Source organism: Streptomyces sp. NPDC003300 (assembly GCF_040610915.1).
GTDB lineage: Bacteria > Actinomycetota > Actinomycetes > Streptomycetales > Streptomycetaceae > Actinacidiphila.
In genome coordinates this window covers 162,637-182,964 of the sequence record NZ_JBEXNE010000005.1, presented here as the reverse complement: position 1 = coordinate 182,964, position 20,328 = coordinate 162,637, and the positions used below count along the sequence as shown (strand labels likewise).

General features: G+C 70.2%; 10 protein-coding genes, 1 pseudogene and 3 CRISPR repeat arrays (1 of these 14 only partly in view). Of the genes and pseudogenes, 10 read left to right on the top strand and 1 reads right to left on the bottom strand.

Annotated features, from left to right (window positions below):
• A CRISPR array of direct repeats spans positions 1–1,854; the repeat unit is 29 nt; unit sequence CTGCTCCCCGCCCGCGCGGGGCTGTTCCC; it reaches 6 nt to the left of the window's first position.
• 397 nt (positions 1,855–2,251) lie between these two features.
• Positions 2,252–3,148, bottom strand: coding sequence for a hypothetical protein (locus ABZX65_RS09835; RefSeq protein ID WP_355336568.1), 897 nt, complete (start codon positions 3,146–3,148; stop codon positions 2,252–2,254).
• Positions 3,149–3,353: 205 nt separating this feature from the next.
• Positions 3,354–5,640: a CRISPR direct-repeat array (repeat unit 29 nt; unit sequence CTGCTCCCCGCCCGCGCGGGGCTGTTCCC).
• Positions 5,641–6,757: 1,117 nt separating this feature from the next.
• On the opposite strand from ABZX65_RS09835, the gene casA reads away from it, so the two are divergent.
• From casA to ABZX65_RS09785, 10 genes and pseudogenes are all read left to right on the top strand, one after another.
• Complete coding sequence (gene casA, locus ABZX65_RS09830) at positions 6,758–11,446, top strand: type I-E CRISPR-associated protein Cse1/CasA (RefSeq protein WP_355336567.1); 4,689 nt, start codon at positions 6,758–6,760, stop codon at positions 11,444–11,446.
• Positions 11,446–12,147: a type I-E CRISPR-associated protein Cse2/CasB gene (gene casB / locus ABZX65_RS09825; RefSeq protein WP_355336566.1), complete on the top strand. Its 702-nt coding sequence runs from the start codon at positions 11,446–11,448 to the stop codon at positions 12,145–12,147. Before casA ends, casB begins: the two co-directional genes overlap by 1 nt.
• A 93-nt stretch (positions 12,148–12,240) precedes the next feature.
• Positions 12,241–13,473 (top strand): type I-E CRISPR-associated protein Cas7/Cse4/CasC, encoded by a 1,233-nt coding sequence (cas7e, locus tag ABZX65_RS09820; protein ID WP_355336565.1) that lies wholly within the window; start codon positions 12,241–12,243, stop codon positions 13,471–13,473.
• On the top strand, positions 13,470–14,165 hold the full coding sequence (gene cas5e / locus ABZX65_RS09815) for a type I-E CRISPR-associated protein Cas5/CasD (RefSeq protein ID WP_355336564.1): 696 nt from the start codon (positions 13,470–13,472) through the stop codon (positions 14,163–14,165). Before cas7e ends, cas5e begins: the two co-directional genes overlap by 4 nt.
• Positions 14,165–14,866 (top strand): type I-E CRISPR-associated protein Cas6/Cse3/CasE, encoded by a 702-nt coding sequence (gene cas6e / locus ABZX65_RS09810; RefSeq protein ID WP_355336563.1) that lies wholly within the window; start codon positions 14,165–14,167, stop codon positions 14,864–14,866. The genes cas5e and cas6e overlap by 1 nt, the downstream gene beginning before the upstream one ends.
• 3 nt (positions 14,867–14,869) lie before the next feature.
• On the top strand, positions 14,870–15,823 hold the full coding sequence (gene cas1e / locus ABZX65_RS09805; protein ID WP_355336562.1) for a type I-E CRISPR-associated endonuclease Cas1e: 954 nt from the start codon (positions 14,870–14,872) through the stop codon (positions 15,821–15,823).
• 10 nt (positions 15,824–15,833) lie between these two features.
• Positions 15,834–16,202, top strand: coding sequence for a type I-E CRISPR-associated endoribonuclease Cas2e (cas2e, locus tag ABZX65_RS09800; protein WP_355336561.1), 369 nt, complete (start codon positions 15,834–15,836; stop codon positions 16,200–16,202).
• 143 nt (positions 16,203–16,345) lie between these two features.
• Positions 16,346–16,923: direct repeats of the CRISPR family, unit length 28 nt; unit sequence TGCTCCCCGCGCCCGCGGGGCTGTTCCC.
• Positions 16,924–17,540: 617 nt separating this feature from the next.
• The gene (locus tag ABZX65_RS09795; RefSeq protein WP_355336560.1) at positions 17,541–17,846 is read left to right on the top strand and encodes a hypothetical protein; all 306 of its coding nucleotides are present in this window, start codon (positions 17,541–17,543) and stop codon (positions 17,844–17,846) included.
• A 148-nt stretch (positions 17,847–17,994) separates the two neighbouring features.
• Positions 17,995–19,182: a ribokinase gene (locus tag ABZX65_RS09790; RefSeq protein ID WP_355336559.1), complete on the top strand. Its 1,188-nt coding sequence runs from the start codon at positions 17,995–17,997 to the stop codon at positions 19,180–19,182.
• Between the two features lie 90 nt (positions 19,183–19,272).
• Positions 19,273–20,199 (top strand): annotated as a pseudogene (locus tag ABZX65_RS09785) (OB-fold domain-containing protein); the annotation flags it as partial.
• Positions 20,200–20,328 lie beyond the last annotated feature (129 nt).

The following is a 20,328-nucleotide window of genomic DNA, read 5'->3' as shown; positions in this document are numbered from 1 at the left end:
CCCGCCCGCGCGGGGCTGTTCCCACCACCCTCCAGCTCACCGGGGAAAACACCGACTGCTCCCCGCCCGCGCGGGGCTGTTCCCCGCGCACTCGGGTTCCACTCGTGGACCAGGTGCTGCTCCCCGCCCGCGCGGGGCTGTTCCCTTCTTGGCGCGGTCCGAAGTCGTGATCCCGGTCTGCTCCCCGCCCGCGCGGGGCTGTTCCCTCCATGTGGGTGCTGCCGTAGACGAGCAGCGGCTGCTCCCCGCCCGCGCGGGGCTGTTCCCCAGGGCGTGTACGGCTCGGAAACGAAGATGGACTGCTCCCCGCCCGCGCGGGGCTGTTCCCTCGATACCCGGCATGTCACACCGCCCGCATTCCTGCTCCCCGCCCGCGCGGGGCTGTTCCCGAACGGCACAAGGAAAGGGAACACCTATGGCTCTGCTCCCCGCCCGCGCGGGGCTGTTCCCCGCGCGACATCGAATCGGCGAAGGGACCCCAGCTGCTCCCCGCCCGCGCGGGGCTGTTCCCCAGCCGCGGGACGGCCCGTTGTCGGTGAGCGGCTGCTCCCCGCCCGCGCGGGGCTGTTCCCGAACTGTCGTCCGGCGACGGCTCCGAGCTGATCTGCTCCCCGCCCGCGCGGGGCTGTTCCCGAGTGCCACCACGCCGCCGCACAGACCTACCGCCTGCTCCCCGCCCGCGCGGGGCTGTTCCCTGCTCCTCCAACTCGGGGAGGCTGCCGACGATCTGCTCCCCGCCCGCGCGGGGCTGTTCCCTTGCTGACGTCCAGGGTGATGCTGCGCGGCGCCTGCTCCCCGCCCGCGCGGGGCTGTTCCCCCGGACACATCGACGTCGCCGAAATCGAGGACCTGCTCCCCGCCCGCGCGGGGCTGTTCCCTCCCGCTGAGGCACAGGAGATCGAAGCCACCAGCTGCTCCCCGCCCGCGCGGGGCTGTTCCCTGGTCCCAGTCCGCGAAGCCTGCGGTCGACGGCTGCTCCCCGCCCGCGCGGGGCTGTTCCCCACGGTGTTCCGCGGTCGTCGCGGCCGGACTCCTGCTCCCCGCCCGCGCGGGGCTGTTCCCCGCTGGTGCTGCCTCGGCCGGCAGCAGCTCCACTGCTCCCCGCCCGCGCGGGGCTGTTCCCCCGCTGAGGGTGTCGATCAGCTCGGAGCCGTCCTGCTCCCCGCCCGCGCGGGGCTGTTCCCACAGCCACGGGGTCGACTCCCTGGCCGAGCTGCTGCTCCCCGCCCGCGCGGGGCTGTTCCCTGCGCCACAGTCGCGTACCTGCGCGGATCGTCCTGCTCCCCGCCCGCGCGGGGCTGTTCCCCCGAAAGAGACCCATGATCGAGAACACCACGCCTGCTCCCCGCCCGCGCGGGGCTGTTCCCGGATCACGCGTCTTCGTACATCTCACCGCTCACTGCTCCCCGCCCGCGCGGGGCTGTTCCCATGAACACCCGCACAACCAGCCTCGCCATGCTCTGCTCCCCGCCCGCGCGGGGCTGTTCCCGCACTTGCCGCCGCATGCGCGGCCAGCACAACCTGCTCCCCGCCCGCGCGGGGCTGTTCCCCGAGTTGGCGTCGAGGGAGAACGTGAGGTCGGCTGCTCCCCGCCCGCGCGGGGCTGTTCCCAACATCTCCGCGCGCGTGCGGATGCACGAAACCTGCTCCCCGCCCGCGCGGGGCTGTTCCCCCCTGGACGCCGGGCCGCTGGGCACCGGGCTCTGCTCCCCGCCCGCGCGGGGCTGTTCCCGGTCTGTCTGCACGTGCAGACACTCCCAGCATCTGCTCCCCGCCCGCGCGGGGCTGTTCCCCTGTGCACGGGCCCGCTGTCGGGCCTGTTCGACTGCTCCCCGCCCGCGCGGGGCTGTTCCCAAGGCCGGAGACGTGTCCGGCTCAACCGGTGTCGGCTCCCCGCGCCCGCGAGGACGCCTTTCCGCCCGCAGGCGCGGTACATCGCTGTGGCCCACCGGTGGCCCGGATATCGATTCAGCGCAGGTCAGGGTCGGCATTTCAGCAGGTCAGAGGCGGAGAGGGTCCGTCCGGCTGACCCGTCTTGAAAACCGTCGTGGCAGCGATGTCACCGTGGGTTCAAATCCCACAGCCTCCGCGCAGCTAGCAATCACGCAGGTGGGGCGGGATCTCGATCACATCGAGATCCCGCCCCACCTGTTGTGCGTCCCGCTCGTGTGCCACCGAATCCCACCGATGACCAGTGCGTGTGGTCAACCTGTGGTCAGGTTTCGCGACCCCTTCTGCGAACTACGCTCCGCTATCTCGCCTGGTCAGCGAGTGCTTGGCTGATCAGCTCGTTGGCCCGGTCCTGCACGCCGTGAAGGATCTTCGCGTAGAAGCGGAAGAGCACGGCGACGCTGTGCCCGGCCCGCCGTGCGGCCTCCACGGGGTCGACGCCCGCCTTGATCCACAAGGAGATGCCGGCCTGCCGCATCTCGGTGTACTCGGTGGAGCGAACGCGTCCCCCGCCGACAGTGCGGAAGAGCCGGCCGTCCGGAGCGGTGCCGTACGTCCTGATGTGCTCGCGGAACATGCGGACGAGGACCGGCGGAATCGGCACCGATCTGGTCGCCTTGCGTGCACGGCGCTTGAGTCCGCGCTTCTCGTACGGCTGCCCGTCGTCGGTCCAGCCCGATCCGACTTCGGGCCGTGACTCGGAGAGGACGAGTTCGCCCCAGGCATCCTCGTCCTCCTCGTCGGGGAGGAGGCACCCTGTTTCGCTGAGTGCTGCGGCTTCGGAGGGTCGTGTCGAGGCGTAGTAGAGGCAGCCGAAGAACGCTTCGAGATGCTCGCCGACGTGGCCGCCGCTTCCCGTTCCCGGGGCCGCGCCTTCGAACGCATCATGCTTCTGGGCGGTGACGACGTGGTCGAGGCAGCCCACGACCTCAACGCCGCTGCCCTCGCCGTCGACTGGCAGGCCACCGGCAAGACCCCGGACACCCTGGAAGCCTGGCGCGACCGCAACCGCGCCACCTTCCGCGCCATCAACGCGTTCCACGAGGTCGCCCGCGTGGACCTCGGAGTCTCGGGCAATGTCGCCGGCGAAGCCCACCCCGCCCGTGATCTCCTCCTTCCCCCGGCCCGCCACGACAACAACGCCGGCACCTGAGGGCGATGCGGGGCTCTCCTTCCTTGCGTCCTCTCGGCCGTCCATGGTCCCTGGGTGGCCAATGGATGCTAAGGATGTCGTGGGGCTCGCTCCCCGCCTGCACGTTGCTGTGTCGAAGAGCGGGCAAGTCTTGGCCTGGTGGCGAAGCGCCTGAGTGTTGGCGGATTATTGCAATAAGGAATATATGTCCGAATCTCGGCAGGTGAGTAAAATTGGCGGTCGAACCGAATAAAGCCCCAGGTCATTCACTCTGCTCCCCGCCCGCGCGGGGCTGTTCCCCCATTGCATTCCTGGCAATGAATTCGATGGGCCTGCTCCCCGCCCGCGCGGGGCTGTTCCCCGGCGCCGCCTGCGGCCATCGCGTCCAGCATCCTGCTCCCCGCCCGCGCGGGGCTGTTCCCGCCGGATTCGACACGGGGGCTGGCGCCCTGGCCTGCTCCCCGCCCGCGCGGGGCTGTTCCCCTGCTGGACCAGGCGCAGAATGCTTTCGGGCACTGCTCCCCGCCCGCGCGGGGCTGTTCCCAGCTATCGGAGCCGTCGAGGGTGCCCTCCATCTGCTCCCCGCCCGCGCGGGGCTGTTCCCCCGACGTGCCGCGCGGCCCGGTTGGACAGCAGCTGCTCCCCGCCCGCGCGGGGCTGTTCCCGACGCCGCCAGCGAGGACAGCGGAATTTCCGGCTGCTCCCCGCCCGCGCGGGGCTGTTCCCTCGTGAGCGTGATCCAGCACCTGGTTGTACCGCTGCTCCCCGCCCGCGCGGGGCTGTTCCCGGTGACGGCAGCATCGACCGGGGACTGTGGCACTGCTCCCCGCCCGCGCGGGGCTGTTCCCTACGCGGTTCAGTCGACGGCGCGCGACATCTTCTGCTCCCCGCCCGCGCGGGGCTGTTCCCTGACGGGTGCCGGGGATCATGTGGACCTGCCACTGCTCCCCGCCCGCGCGGGGCTGTTCCCGGGAGATCTCGGTGCCGTTGATCGCCTCGGTGCTGCTCCCCGCCCGCGCGGGGCTGTTCCCACGAACGGGAAGCCGCCGAAGGGGAAGCCGAACTGCTCCCCGCCCGCGCGGGGCTGTTCCCCGGTCGTAGTCCTCACTCACACGCATGGCGAACTGCTCCCCGCCCGCGCGGGGCTGTTCCCAGCCGAATAGGTCTGGGACTGCCGCAGGTCGTCTGCTCCCCGCCCGCGCGGGGCTGTTCCCGACCCGTTCGGGCTGGTCCCGAAGAAGTACAAGCTGCTTCCCGCCCGCGCGGGGCTGTTCCCGGACGGTGCGTCGGCACCGGCTGGAGAGATCACCTGCTCCCCGCCCGCGCGGGGCTGTTCCCTGGCAGCACGGCAACAACGCCGGCGGCGACAACTGCTCCCCGCCCGCGCGGGGCTGTTCCCTCCCACTGCCCGTCCGTCCGCGTGACCGCGAACTGCTCCCCGCCCGCGCGGGGCTGTTCCCTACATCAACCCCGCGAGCGGCAACGCCCTCGCCTGCTCCCCGCCCGCGCGGGGCTGTTCCCGACATCTCCGCCTATACGGGAGTGGAGCGCCCCTGCTCCCCGCCCGCGCGGGGCTGTTCCCCAGGGCAGCGCGGCGAGCAGCTGGTGTGCGCGCTGCTCCCCGCCCGCGCGGGGCTGTTCCCCGAGCAGCCGGACGCGGCCGGTTTTCGGGATCCTGCTCCCCGCCCGCGCGGGGCTGTTCCCTGCATGTCGCGGGCGGTGTACTTGCGGTCGACCTGCTCCCCGCCCGCGCGGGGCTGTTCCCTCGGCAGCGCTGTCGTTCAGGCGGGGACGACGCTGCTCCCCGCCCGCGCGGGGCTGTTCCCAAGGTGCGGGCGGCCGGAAACGCAGCCAGCGCCTGCTCCCCGCCCGCGCGGGGCTGTTCCCTCGGCGATCGGGATGCCGAGCGTGCGGGCGATCTGCTCCCCGCCCGCGCGGGGCTGTTCCCGGGCAGGCGCTGACACACGCGTGGAGGTAGACCTGCTCCCCGCCCGCGCGGGGCTGTTCCCGTCATCTACGCCGCGCAGACCCGCTCGATGGCCTGCTCCCCGCCCGCGCGGGGCTGTTCCCGTCAGCTACGCGGCCGACGTGGAGTACGGCACCTGCTCCCCGCCCGCGCGGGGCTGTTCCCTACGAGCGCTGGGCCGCCGCTACCGGCTACGCCTGCTCCCCGCCCGCGCGGGGCTGTTCCCGCGCCGATGGTGTGGAGCACGATGGAGCGCACCTACTCCCCGCCCGCGCGGGGCTGTTCCCTGGTCGCGCTCCGCTCGCAGCCGCTCGACCTCCTGCTCCCCGCCCGCGCGGGGCTGTTCCCTGCTGGAGTGGATCAGCTTCCTGACCGCCTGGCTGCTCCCCGCCCGCGCGGGGCTGTTCCCATGCCGCGCTGTAGCGGCCGGTCGACCTTGGCCTGCTCCCCGCCCGCGCGGGGCTGTTCCCTCGTACGCGGTGTGCACGGTGAGGTTGCCGACCTGCTCCCCGTCCGCGCGGGGCTGTTCCCCTCAGCTTCGCGACGCCGCGCGCGGTGCAGGACTGCTCCCCGCCCGCGCGGGGCTGTTCCCGCTTACGTTGGACGTGTGCTCCCCGCGCGCGGGGCTGAACCCCAGGTGCAGGCGATCACGGCGAACCTCTTGTAGTGCTCCCCACACACGTGGGGTTATTCAGCCGGGTCGGTCTGCATCGAGAACTTCCGCTGTGTGGCGCAAACTTGGCTTGTCGGACTTGATGGCGGCAACTGGGCGGCGCCTCAGCCTGTCGACGCTCTACTCGGCGTCGGTCTTATGAGGGTTGCTCCGTAGGTCTGCATCTCGCGCACCGGCAGCGTGCGACAGGAGGTCGGGGCAAGACTCGCGTCCCTGTTGGTTAGACCCTCGGCGTTGGCCCCTATCTGGGTCCGTGCCGGGATCCGTGCCCTGGGAGGCGTGCAGGCGGCACGCGGTTTCAGTAGATCTATGCCGAGCAATCAGGGTTCGCTGAGGTCAATTAACCAGGTACAGGTGGAACAAGGCGGACCTCCCTGTGTAAAGCAGTGAGTGCCACCTTCATGTGCGTGCGGTGTGCGCGTGCGGCTCGTCATTGCTGCTACGCCTCCAACGACCCGTCAGCACAACACCGTTGGCGAGGCGAGAGCGAGAGGCGTGCTCCACGAGAGCATGCTCTTCGTCAAAAAAATGACCGGGCCCATGTGCGCGATCCGTTCCAGCGGAGGCACGAGCCCGGTCATGTCCTTCCCCCTGAAGTAGCACCTGCAGAAAGGAAGAACCGCATGTTAGCAAACCGTCGACAAAGCAGGCCGCCCCGCACTGTCCAGCCGATGGATGTGCCAAGTGGTCTTGTAGCACTGGTGGTTACGGGAGTCGGTGCCTCCCTGCCCGTCGGGGCGTGGCTTCGCGTCGCGGTGCTCGTGCTCGTGTTCGTGTTCGTGTTCGTGTTCGTGATCCAGGTCATCCTGGTAATGCCGCGAGCATACCGATCATCCTGGTCGCCGGTGCGGTTCTAAGGACACCTTGTGTGTGCGGTGAGTAGCTTCGACTCACCGCACACACGGCAAGTAACGGGTTCGATCAAACATCTACCATCGGACAGCCGTGGGTGAAGAATCGTTGGAACCGGTGATCACTATTGGTCAACTTACGCAATGGTGTTGTCGGAGGGGGATCGACGGTGTCGAATATGCCAATGGCTCAGCCTCGAATATCACTCCTGAGGTCTGCCTTCTCCCTCTCTGTCGCGGCGCGGAGCGCGTGGGGGAAGCATGATCGGGACACCGATGGGTGGCTGCCGTTGTGGCGGCACATGGCGGACAGCGGGGCTGTGGCCTGCCGGTTGTGGGATGCGTGGCTGCCGGGGAATGTGAAGGCGCTGGTGGGGGAGGCGCTGCCCGGAGGGGTGGAGGACGGGCGGCGGTTGGTGGGGTGGCTGGCCGGGGTGCATGACATCGGGAAGGCCACGCCGGCCTTCGCGTGCCAGGTCGATCCGCTCGCGCAGGTCATGCGGGACCACGGTCTCGACATGCCGTCGTTCGAACGGCTCAGGGAGGACCGCAAGTTGGGCCCCCACGGGCTGGCCGGTCAGCTCTTGTTGAGTGAGTGGCTCAATGAGAGGCACGGGTGGTCCAACCGGGTCAGCGGACAGTTCGCCGTGGTGATCGGCGGCCACCATGGTGTGCCGCCAGGGCACCAGCGCCTTCACGATCTCGCGCTGCATCCTGAGCTGATACGTACGCGGGGGAAGAACGAATCGCGCTGGAAGGCCGTGCAGTTCGAGCTGATGGCCGCCTGCGCGGAGGTGGCGGGCATCCGTGAGGACGACTTCAGCGCGTGGAAGTCGGTGAAGCTCTCCCAGCCGGTCCAGGTCACGCTGACCGCGATCGTGATTCTCGCGGACTGGATCGCCAGTTCGGCAGACCTGTTTCCGTACATCACGGCGGAGGGGACGCGGCGGTCGCAGTCGGAACGGTTGGAGGCGGCCTGGCTGGGCCTCGACCTTCCCGGCCCCTGGGAGCCGGACGAACCGGCGGGTACAGCAGCCGACTTGTTCGCCGCGCGCTTCGACCTACCGCAGGGCGCGTCCGTCCGCCCCGTGCAGGAACAGGCGGTCGGCATCGCGCGGGAAATGGACCCGCACGGCCTGTTGATCATCGAAGCACCCATGGGTGAGGGCAAGACGGAGGCGGCTCTCGCGGCGGCAGAAATTTTGGCCGCGCGCACCGGGGCGGGCGGTTGCATGATCGCATTGCCCACGCGGGCGACCGGCGACGCGATGTTCGCCCGGCTGATCGACTGGATCGGCCGACTGCCGTCCGACGGGCCGCAGTCCGTCTTTCTCGCCCATGCCAAGTCCGCGCTCAACGACACCTGGGCGGGCCTCGCCAGCCGCAGTGCCCGCACGGTCGCGGCGGTCGATCTCGACGGCGGGGACGAGTTCGACGGCCCCAACGCCCGGCAACGACGTCGTCCTTCCGGACTCCAGGCCCACCAGTGGCTACGTGGACGGAAGAAGGGGCTGCTCGCGTCCTTCGCGGTGGGGACGATCGACCAGGTGTTGTTCGGCTCGTTGAAGAGTCGCCACTTGGCCCTGCGCCACCTCGCATTGGCGGGCAAGGTCGTCGTGATCGACGAAGTCCACGCCTATGACGCCTACATGAGCACGTACCTGGAACGTGTGCTGGAATGGCTGGCCGCATACCGGGTTCCGGTCGTGCTGCTGTCGGCGACCCTGCCCGCCGGCCGCCGCCGGGCGCTCGCCGAAGCGTACGCAGGTCACCCTGTGTCCGAGGCCGACCGGTCCGGCGACACGTCCGCCGCAGCGTCCGCCGGGACGTATCCACTGCTGACCGCCGTCTCGCCCGGCGGCCCCACCGTGGTCCGGCAGCCTCCCGCCGCGTCCGGCCGCCGCACCGACGTCCATGTTCAGCCGCTCGACGACGACGTGACCATCCTGGTCGACCGCTTGGAGGACGAACTCAGCCAAGGCGGTTGCGCACTGGTGGTACGTAACACCGTCGACCGCGCGCAGGAAGCGGCGGGGCGGCTGCGGGAGCGCTTCGGTGAGGAGCGGGTCACGGTCGCCCACTCGCGCTTCGTCGCTGCCGACCGGGCCCGCAAAGATGTTGAGCTGCTCGACCGCTTCGGCCCCAGCAGCAGACGCCCCGAAGGCGCGCACATCGTCGTGGCGACCCAGGTTGTCGAGCAGTCCCTCGACCTCGACTTCGATCTCTTGGTCACCGACCTTGCCCCGGTCGACCTGATATTGCAGCGGATGGGTCGGCTCCACCGGCACGACCGACCGCGCCCCCCTCGCCTCCGGGACGCGCGCTGCCTGATCACCGGCATAGCCGACTGGGCACAGGATCCGCCGGAGATCGCCCGCGGCTCGGTCAAGGTCTACGACGGAGAACACCTGCTGCTGCGCTCGCTTGCCGTCCTCCGGCCGCACGTGGAAGGGCGCCCCTTGCGTCTGCCCGAGGACATCAGCCCACTCGTACAGGCGGCGTATGGCGATGATCCGCTCGGCCCGGACAGTTGGGCCGCAAAGATGGCGCAGGCCAGAGTCGCCTACCGCGCGCTCCTGGCCGAGAAGTCCGACCGGGCCGAGGCATTCCGGCTCGGTCCCGTACGCCGCGCGGGTCGACCGATCATCGGCTGGACCGACGCCGGAGTCGGCGACGCCGACGACACCGCGGCAGGACGCGCCCAGGTGCGCGACACCGACGACACGCTCGAAGTCCTCGTGATCCAGAGGCGAAGCGACGGAACGCTGACCACATTGCCGTGGCTGGACAAGGCAAGGGGCGGACTCGACCTGCCCGAGCACGCCGTACCGCAGGGGAGAGCGGCCCGCGCCGCCGCCGCGAGTGCGCTGAACCTCCCCTGGCACTTCTCCAAATCCTGGGTGATCGACCGGACGATCCGCGAGTTGGAGAAATTCTGTCCTGCGGCCTGGCAGGTGAAGGAAAGCCCTTGGTTGGCAGGGGAGTTGTTCCTGGTCCTCGACGAGGACCGCCGAGCCCGGCTGGTCGGTGCCGAGGTCCGCTACAGCCCGTCCGACGGGCTTCTCGTGGTGCCGGAAGGTGCCCACGACGTAAGGGTGGTAGACGGAGTGCCCTCATTCGACCTGGTGTCCCGGCCCTGGATTCCCGTGCAGCGACTGGACGGGACGACGGACGAGATGTCCCTGCGCGACGTCTTCGCAGAGGCTGCCGGGCTGCGGCGGATCGTCGGCGACGTACCGACGCAGGAGTTCGCCCTGATTCGACTACTGCTCGCCGTCCTGCACGACGCCGTGGACGGCCCGCGAGAGATCGAGGACTGGGGTGAACTGTGGGAGTCCGACGAGCCCTTCACCGCGGTACCGGAGTATCTCGACCGGTATCGCGACCGATTCGATCTGCTCCATCCTCAGCAGCCGTTCCTCCAAGTCGCCGGTCTGCACACGGAGAAGAACGACATCGGTCCACTGAGCAGAATCGTCGCCGACGTTCCCAACGGCGATCCCTTCTTCAGCATGCGTCAACCCGGTCCCGATCGGCTCGGATTCGCCGAGGCGGCGCGCTGGCTCGTGCACACTCACGCTTTCGACACGTCTGGGATCAAGTCGGGAGCCGTTGACGATCCGAGGGCGAAAGGCGGCAAGGGCTACCCGTCAGGTGCTCTGGGCGTCGGTTGGGCCGGGAACCTCGGCGGCGTCTTCGCCGAAGGCGACACCCTCAAGGAAACCCTGCTGCTCAATCTGATCTCTGCGGACAACGACTTCCTCCAGGTCCACACGGACGACAGGCCCGTATGGCGCCGACCTCCCCTCGGCCCGCAGCCGATCGCGGCGGACCCCGACGACCCCCGCCCGTCCGGCCCTCGTGACCTCTACACCTGGCAGAGCCGACGCATCCGTCTGCACCACGGCGACGGCGAGGTGACGGGTGTCGTCCTCTGCTACGGCGACCCCTTCGCCGTGCGCAACCGGCATCGGCGCGAACCCATGACCGCCTGGCGCGACAGTCCGACTCAGGCGAAGAAGTGGGGCGAGCCTCAAGTCTTCATGCCGAGCCAGCACGACCCGAGCCGCGCGGCGTGGCGCGGTCTCGCCGCTCTTCTCGGTGACAAGGGCCGGGGGAGGGAAGGCGCCGAGCAGCGGCAGAGAGCAGAGCGCACTCTGCCGCCCGGAGTCGTCCAGTGGCTTGCCCGGCTCACGTACGAGGAGTATCTGCCGCGACTCGGCCTGCTGCGCACCCGGATCGTCGGGGCCAAGTACGGCACACAGCAGTCGGTCATCGACGAGATCACGGACGACGAGATCCTGCTCCCGGTCGTCGCGCTTCACGCGGAGCGACCCCTCTACGGGAAAGTCGCAGTCGCTGCCGTCGCCGACGCCGATGACGCGGTGAGGGCGCTGGGCCACCTCGCGGGCAACCTCGCCCAGGCAGCCGGTTCCGACCTGGGACCGGCCACGGCCACAGCCCGTGACCTCGGCTTCGCCGCGCTGGACAGCCCGTACCGGGCGTGGCTCAGCGGCCTGCGGAACATCTCCGACCCTGAGGAGTACCGCGGTCAGTGGCAGCGGACGGTCGGTACGACGATCCGCGCCCTGGGGCGAGAACTCCTCAACGACGCGGGGCCGGCGGCGGCCGAGGGACGGTACGTGGACCTGCCGGACGGCAATGGCCGACGCTGGCTGAATGACGCACAGGCCGAACTGTGGTTCCTGGTGAACCTGAGGAAAGTCCTGCCGTTGGCGCCGAGTCCGTCTGTCGCGCCCACCGGCGCCGCGATCGGCTCGGGCGGTGCGGAGTCCGGTGAGGAAACAGTGCTCGTCGCTCACTACGCGGCCGGCACACAAGACGCAGCAGACGCAGCAACGGAGCCCGCGTGATGACCACAACCGTCCCCAACCCGTCCGGCGCCCGCGGATACGACCTCATTGGCACAGCGACCGACCGCTGCATCCGCAGGCTCCAAGGCGGCTACCGAAACGACCGGCCGGCCGCGGTCGCGACCGTGGCCAGGCTGCGGCGCGGCGTCGGCCGTCCCGCCTACGACGTACAGGACCTCTGGGGACTGACCGGCACGGAGGAACTCGCTCTCGTCATCGCCGAATCCGCGACCGGCACCGTACAACGGCCGGACGAGGAGCGCGCGGACGAGGCGCTGAACATGGCGGTCACCTTGTGGGCCCTGCACCAGCAGTCCCACCGCGACACCGACACACACGTCCCCGGTTACGGGCTCGGCCGGTCCGTGCGCCTGCTGATGGTGCCCGCGGCCGTCAGGACAGTGGGCGGTCCGGCCCCGGCATCACCGGTCCCTGTGCCTTCCGAACCGGAGATCGACGAGGTGATCCGCCGACGGTTCGTGCGGGTCGGCACCGCCACCACCCTCGATGTCCTCGCCCAGCGCCTGCGGGAGATTGTCCTGCTGCTTCGGAAGAACTCCATTCCGCTCGACTACGCGCTCCTGGCCGATCAGCTCTACCGCTGGCAGCGGCCCTCGGCCCAAGCCGACGTCCGCAGGACATGGGGCCGGGACTTCCACGCGGCGGGTGTGGTGCCCGGCCGCCGAACGCCAAAGGACTGAAAGCGCGCACGCCGAGCAACGCCAAACGCCCTGCTGGCTTCTGACGTTCCCTCAGACACTCATCCGCACTTCCATGCGACAGGACTCAGGACCGTGACCCGAACCATCATCGACGTGCACATTCTTCAGACCGTTCCGCCGAGCAACATCAACCGCGACGACACCGGATCGCCCAAGACCGCGGTCTACGGAGGTGTCCGTCGGGCCCGGGTCTCCAGCCAGGCCTGGAAGCGGGCCACACGAAAGGCGTTCGACGACCTCGTCGACCCTGCAGAATTGGGCGTGCGAACCAAGAAGGTCGCTGAAGCGGTGGCGGAGCGGATCCTCGCGCACGAGCCGGCCCTCGACCGTACGGCCGCGCTCGCGCTGGCCGCCGAGACGCTGCGTACCGCCACCGGTTCGAAGATCGATCCGCCCAAGCGCAAGGCCAAGGAGGGCGAGCCCGAACCAGCGCCGGAAGCGTCGTACTTGATGTTCCTCAGCGCCCGCCAGCTCGACGCGCTCGCGGAACTCGCCCTCAAGGGCAGCGAAGGCAAGGGCGATGTCGCCGTCCTCAAGGGCTTCTTCAAGAACAAGGACAACAAGGCTCTCGCCAAGCACCTGGTGGACACCCGCCACTCGGTCGACATCGCACTCTTCGGCCGAATGGTCGCCGACGATGCCGGACTCAACGTCGAGGCGGCCACCCAGGTCGCCCACGCCCTGAGCGTGCATGCCGTCGACAACGAATCGGACTACTACACGGCCGTGGACGACCGGAACACCGGCGCGGAACCCGGCGCGGGCATGATCGGCGTCATCGACTTCAACTCCGCGACGCTCTACCGTTATGCGGCTCTGGATGTCGACCGCCTGCATGCCAACCTCGGCGCGGGACTGCGCGAGGAAGAGCACGCGGCGGCTCCGACCCGTCGCGCCGTCGAGGCGTTTCTGGAGGGCTTCATCACGTCTCTGCCCAGCGGCAAGGTCAACACCTTCGGCAATCACACGCTGCCGAGCGTCGTCCTCGTCAAACTCCGTTCGAAGCGGCCCGTCAGCTTTGTGGCGGCCTTCGAGCGAGCCGTCGCCCCGAAGCGCCGCGAGGACGGCTTCGTCGAGGAGGCGTGCCGCCGACTGGCCGCTCACGTACCGGAGTTGGAAGCGGCGTACGGCATCGCGGGCGACGAAGGAACCTGGCTTGTGCGGGTGGGCGAGGGAACCGGGCCGCTCGCCGCCCTTGGCGAGAGCATCAGCATTCCCGAACTGGTCTCGTCGATTGGCGAGTCGGTGGCTCAGCGGTTGATCCATGGCACGGCGGATTCCGCAGGGCGGGAGTCCGGCGCGTGAGCGTGCTCCTGCTGCGCCTGGCCGGTCCCTTGCAGGCATGGGGCTCAGCCGCGCGATTCGCCCGCCGCACCACCGAGAACGCCCCCACCAAGAGCGGCGTACTCGGCTTGCTGGCCGCTGCCGAGGGCAGGGAACGCGATGCCGACCTCAGCGATCTGACGGAGCTGCGCTACGGCGTCCGCATCGATCAACCCGGCACGCGTATCAGGGACTTCCAGACCGCCCACCACTTCGACACGGACAAGGCGATGCCGTTGTCGGAGCGCTTCTACCTGGCCGACGCCGTATTCGTGGCGGCGGTCGAGGGGGAACCCGCGCTGATCGGGCGCTTGAACGCGGCCGTCCGGGCACCGGTGTGGCTGCCGTATCTGGGACGCCGCTCGTGCCCACCGTCCCAGCCGCTCGACCTGGGTGTGTGCCACGACGCGGACATTGTGACGGCGCTGGGAGAGGTGCCCTGGCAGGCATCGGGCTGGTACCGGCATCGTCACGGCACGCCGCGCGAGCTTGCGCTGCTGCTCGACTGCCCGCCCGGCACGTCCCCCGACCAGAGCTTCCGTGACGCGCCGGTCAGCTTCGACCCGCGGCACCGGCGTTACGGGCTGCGCGGTGTGGTGGCGGACTGTGTTCCGAACCCGTCTGTCGAGCGCGCCTCTGTTCACGATCCGACGTCGGCCCTGGGAGCCGTGTGATGTTTATGACCCGGTTTCGCCTCAACACCGCCCGCCGTGACGGCCGCGCATTGCTCGGTTCGCCGCACCGGATGCACGCCGCCGTCGCGATGGCGTTCCCCGAACTGCCCGTCCGAGACGGCTCAGGGCCGCGTGTGCTCTGGCGCGTCGACCGCAACTCGGCCGCCGAAGTGGTGCTGTTCGTCGTCAGCCCCACCCGTCCTGACCTGACACATCTGGTGGAACAGGCCGGCTGGCCCGCCGCCTCGGACACACCGGGCTGGCAGACGTACGACTACGGGGCCTTCCTCGCCCGGCTGTCCGTCGGGAGTGCGTGGACCTTCCGGCTCACCGCCAACCCCGTGCACTCCATCCGTCGCACGGACGACGAGCAACGCAAGCGCACCGCGCACCTCACCGCCCGCCATCAGAAGGCGTGGCTGCTGGAGCGGCAGGCCTCATCGGGCTTCGCCGTCGTCGAAAAGCCGCCCGAGACAAGGCTGTTGGAGTACGGCGACGAACTCCAGCTCGTCCTCCGGGACAAGCGGGACCTGCGGTTCGCAAAAGCAGCCGAGCGCCGCACCGTCTCCCTCACCTCGATCACGTACGACGGCCGGCTCACGGTGACCGACCCGGACGCGCTGCGCCGCACCCTCACCCAGGGTCTGGGCAAGGCGAAGGCGTACGGGTGCGGGTTGATGACCCTTGCTCCGGTGGGCTGACCGATGAGCACGGTCGGCAGGCGCGGTGCCGCCACGCCGCGCGAACTCACCCGTATCGGGGACCGGTTGTCCTTCATCTACCTGGAACGGTGCGTCGTCCACCGTGACGACAACGCCATCACGGCCGAGAGCGCCGACGGCGTGACACACATACCGTCCGCCACGATCGGCACGCTGCTGCTCGGTCCCGGCACGCGTATCACCCACCAGGCGATGAGCGTCCTCGGCGACTGCGGGGCGGGCGTCGTCTGGGTCGGGGAGCACGGCGTCCGCTTTTACGCGGGCGGGCGCGCTCTGACCCGCTCCTCCGGACTGGTCGAGGCCCAGGCTCTCGCGTGGGCGAATCCGCGGCGACGGCTGGACGTCGCCCGCGCGATGTACCGTCTGCGGTTCCCCGACGAAGACCCGGCGGGCAAGACGCGCCAGGAACTCCTCGGCATGGAGGGGCGCCGCCTGCGCCAGTGCTACCGCGCCGAATCCGAACGCACCGGCGTTCCGTGGCGCCGCCGTGAGTACAACCGGGACGACTTCGCGGCTGGTGACCCGCCCAACCAGGGTGTCACCGCTGCCGCTCAGTGCATGTACGGCATCGCGCACGCCGTCGTCGCCGCCCTCGGCTGCTCGCCGGGCCTCGGGTTCGTGCACTCGGGTCACGAACGCTCCTTCGTCCTCGATATCGCCGACCTCTACAAGACCTCGGTGGGCATTCCCGCGGCCTTCGACGCGGCGGCGGAAGGACCGGAAGACGTGGCGTCCCGAACGCGGCGGGCCGTCCGGGACCGGGTCAACAGAACGCGGCTGCTGGAGCGTTGCGTACAGGACATCAAAGACCTGCTGGGCTACGACGCCGTGCGGGAGGATTCGGACACCGCGGCAGGCGACCGCGTAAGTCTCCAGTCCGACCACGGCGTCGAAGTCGAGAGCGGCCGCAACTACGACTCCGAGATCGTTTGGTGAGGGCATCCCCGTGACCGTCATCATCCTCACCAACTGCCCGGCCGGTCTCCGTGGCTTCCTGACCCGCTGGCTCCTGGAGATCTCCCCGGGCGTCTTCCTCGGCACCCCGTCCGCCCGTCTTCGCGACGTCCTCTGGGCCGAGGTCCGCCAATACGCCAACCAGGGCCGTGCCCTCCTCGCCTACCAAACCGACACCGAGCAGGGCTACACCTTCAAGACCCACGACCACGCCTGGCACCCGATCGACCACGAGGGCCTCACTCTCATCCACCGCCCCCACCCCGGCCGCCGCTCCGACTCCTCCCGCTCCTCCGCCTCCCCACCCACCACCGGTTGGAGCAAGGCAGCGAAGCGCCGCCGCTTCGGCGGCGGAAGCTGAGGGGTGCGCGATGCGGTGGCGCGGAACCCGCGCCGCGCCGTGCGCGGCGCGCGAGCGACGGGGACATCGAGGCGATATGTCCGAATCTCTCAACTTAAGTAAAATCCGGTGCTGGCCGTTCCAAAACACCAGGCCAAACACTGTGCTCCCCGCGCCCGCGGGGCTGTTCCCTGGCACAACTGGATACGCGTGGTGGAGGTCATGTGCTCCCCGCGCCCGCGGGGCTGTTCCCTGTTCTGCGAGGCAACATTCCCGCCCGTCAGGAGTGCTCCCCGCGCCCGCGGGGCTGTTCCCTGGGTGCACAGCCGGGCGAAGTCGGCCATGCGGTGCTCCCCGCGCCCGCGGGGCTGTTCCCGTCATCAGCGAGTTGGCGCTCATTGATGTCAAGTGCTCCCCGCGCCCGCGGGGCTGTTCCCCTTTCGCCGGAGGACATCAAGAACATGTCCATGTGCTCCCCGCGCCCGCGGGGCTGTTCCCTGGGCGAGGGACTGGCGGCGCAGCGCTCCGGTCTGCTCCCCGCGCCCGCGGGGCTGTTCCCGCGGCCAACACCTCCAGCCGCGGCACCTGGCCCTGCTCCCCGCGCCCGCGGGGCTGTTCCCTCGTGCCCCGACGACGAGATTGACGTACCGCTCTGCTCCCCGCACCCGCGGGGCTGTTCCCATGCCCTTGACCGCGCGGAGGGACTGGACAAGCTGCTCCCCGCGCCCGCGGGGCTGCTGCTCGGGGTGGGAGGGCGTTGGTTCTGCGCCCGTGTCGCGGTCATGCGTGTGGGCGACCTGTGGTCAGGGCGTCGTCTTCTTGAGAGGAAGGGCCAGGCACCTCGTAGGAAGGAAGCGGGGCGAGTCTGTATGGTCGAGCGGTTTTGAAGGCCGTCGTGGCGGCGATGTCACCGTGGGTTCAAATCCCACAGCCTCCGCGGTAGGTAGTGAACATGCAGGTGGGGTCGGGCCTCGATGCGATCGGGAGCCGGCCCCACCTTTTGTGTGTCCGTCGCGCTCCCTGTGTCGTCGGTTTCCGGTGGTGACCGGAAAATGGCTGAAAAGGGGCAGGAACGTTTTGGCGCTTGGGGGGACTGGGGGGTGGAGGGGGCGGGGGGTGCGGGTGGGGGAAAGGTGGGGGATGGGGGGTTTGTCGACAGATCGTCACGCTTGCGGGGGAAAAGAGGGGGAGGGGCGGGTTCGGGAGGGGTGGGGTGGGCAACTCTGGTCTCGGCGACGCCGCTCGAAGAAGCAAGACGGCACCGCGGTCGGCCAACCGCGGTGCTCCGGATCGGACCGGGCTTCCACAAGTCCGGACAGTTCAACTAGTCCCGCAACATGTCCCCTTGGAGGGAACACCATGGCAAGCATCCGTACCGTCCGTGCCCTGGCCGCCGTTGCCGCACTGCCGCTGGCGGCCGTGCTGTTCGCCGGCACGGCCTCGGCAGACGACGGCGCGTTCGCGGGTGGCCACTCGAACGCGACGGTGGTGAGCAACTCCGGCGGCAACGTGGGGGGTGGCAACTTCGGCAATGTGACGACGACGCAGCAGGCGGCCACCGGGGCCGGGGCGTCGAACCAGAACAACACGGCGAGCGTGGCCGGTTCCGGCTTCACCGCCATCCACCAGGACAACGTCAGCATCCACTTCGCGCAGCTCTGGTGACCCGCGCCGCGGGCTCGGCGGCGGCGTGAGGGGGCGCCCCGCCACTCCTGACCGGTGACGCGTACGCGCGGCGGCACGCCATGTGCCGCCGCGCGCACGCGTTCCACGGCAGGATGATCGAAGCGGGGAACGGCGAGGACGGTGAACGGTGGGCAGGAGTACGGCGGACGGCGTGACGCTGCTGGTGGTGGGGTCGGCCAACGCGGACCTGGTGGTCAGGGTCGACCGCCACCCGGCGCCCGGCGAGACGGTGCTCGGTACGTCGGGCGTGGCTGTGCACGCGGGCGGCAAGGGGGCCAACCAGGCTGTCGCCGCAGGCCGGTTGGGCGCGCGGGTGGGTTTCTGCGGGCGGGTCGGGGTGGACGCGTACGGGGAACGGCTCACCGCCGAACTGCGGTCCGCCGCCGTGGACACGACCGCGCTCGGCACCGAGAAGACGGTGCCCACCGGCATCGCGCTCATCACGGTCGCGGCCGACGGCGAGAACGCGATCGTGGTCGTACCGGGTGCCAACACCGCGCTCACGGCGGCCGAAGTGACCGCCGCGGTCGGGCCGGCCGTTCGCGTGGTGTCCGCGCAGTGCGAGGTCCCGATGGACGCGGTACGGGCCGCCGCCCGCGCGGCCGAGCGGCACGGCGCCCGCCTGGTGCTCAACCCCTCACCGCCCGAAGCCGTCAGGGACGATGCCGAATCGGGTCAACTCCTGTCCTGTGCAGACCCGTTGGTGGTCAACGAGCACGAGATGCGCGTCCTGCTCGGCGCGGCTTCCGCCGCGGAGGCCGACCCGCGTGACCTGCTCCGGCTCGGTGTCCGGTCCGCCGTCGTGACCATGGGCGGCGCGGGCGTGACCGTCGTCGAGCGCCAGGACGTAAGCGCGGGCGGGCGCGAGGACGTAAGCGGGGGCGTACGCGAAGACGTGAGCAGGGACGTGCGTGCGGGCGTACGCGAAAACGTACGCGCGGACGCGGAGCCGCCTCGGGGGCGTACGACGCGGCTGCCCGCCGTCCCGGTCGAGGTGGTCGACACGACCGGTGCGGGTGACGCCTTCACCGGGGCGCTGGCCTGGCGGCTGGCGGAGGGGGACGGGCTGGTCGAGGCGGCGGGCTGGGCGGTACGCGTCGGGGCGGCGGCGGTCGGCGAATCCGGTGCCCAACTTTCGTCCACAGCCTGTGGAAAACTTCTGGCCGAGAGTGAGGGAGGTCGCGGGCCGGACGGAAAACCCGCACAAGACTCCGCCCCCGCCGCTGTCCCCGGACCCGGACCCGGACCCGTCCCCGATTCCGCCCCCGCCTCCGGGGCCGCCCCCGATCCCGGCACGGAAGAGCCCCCGGCCTGAACCCGCCACCCCCGCACGCCCATTGACAACAGCCGCCCTGCCGTCCGAATCTGACGGACAGTCAGATTGTCGAGGGAGGGCGGCGCCGCCATGGACGGATCGGACGGAACGGCAGAAAGCGACCCGCTCCATGCCGAGTTGCGCCGCTACGAAGGCACCCCGGCCGCCACGGGCGGCATCGGCAAGGACCCCGTCAACGCCCCGATGATCCGCCACTGGTGCGAAGCCCTCGGCCACCCCGTGCCCCCCGACGGCACCGCGCCCGCCACCATGCTCCAGGTGTGGACGATGGGCGGGCTGTCCGGCCACGAAGGACGCACCCCCGGCTACGACGACCTGCTCGGACGGCTGGACGAGGCCGGTTACGCGGCCGTCGTGGCGACCGACTGCGAGCAGGAGTACGTGGCGCCGCTGCGGCCGGGTCAGCGGGTCACCTTCGACGCGGTCGTCGAATCCGTCTCCCCGCGCAAGTCCACCAAGCTCGGGGCCGGTTACTTCGTCACCACCCGCACCGAGGTCCGCGCCGACGGCGTCCTCGCGGGCACCCACCGCTTCCGCATCCTCAAGTACGCACCCGTGCAAGCAACTTCGGCGCGGGACCCGGCTCCCGCCCCCGCACGTACGAAGTCCGCGACCCGCCCCCGCCCGGTCGTCAACCGCGACAACGCCGCTTACTGGCAGGCCATCCGCGAGGATCGCCGACTCCTCATCCAGCGCTGCACCGCCTGCGGCACCCTGCGCCTGCCGTGGCTCCCCGGCTGCAACGCCTGCGGCTCCCCCGACTGGGACACCGTCCCCGCCTCCGGCACCGGCACCGTCTTCTCGTACGTGGTGATGCACCACCCGCCGTTCCCGGCCTTCGATCCGCCGTACGCGGTCGCGCTCGTCGAACTGGCCGAGGGCGTAAGGCTGTTGGGGAACGTCATCGGCGTCCCGTACGACAAGGTCCGGATCGGCGCGCCCGTCCTGCTCGACTTCCTGGACGCGGACGACGACCTCACCGCGCCGGCCTTCCGCCCCGTCGACACGGAACCCGCCGATACGGGACCTGCCGACACGGAACCCTCCGATAGGGGACCTGCCGACACGGAACCTGCCGACACGGAACCCGCCGACACGGAACCCGCCGACACGAAACCCGCCGAT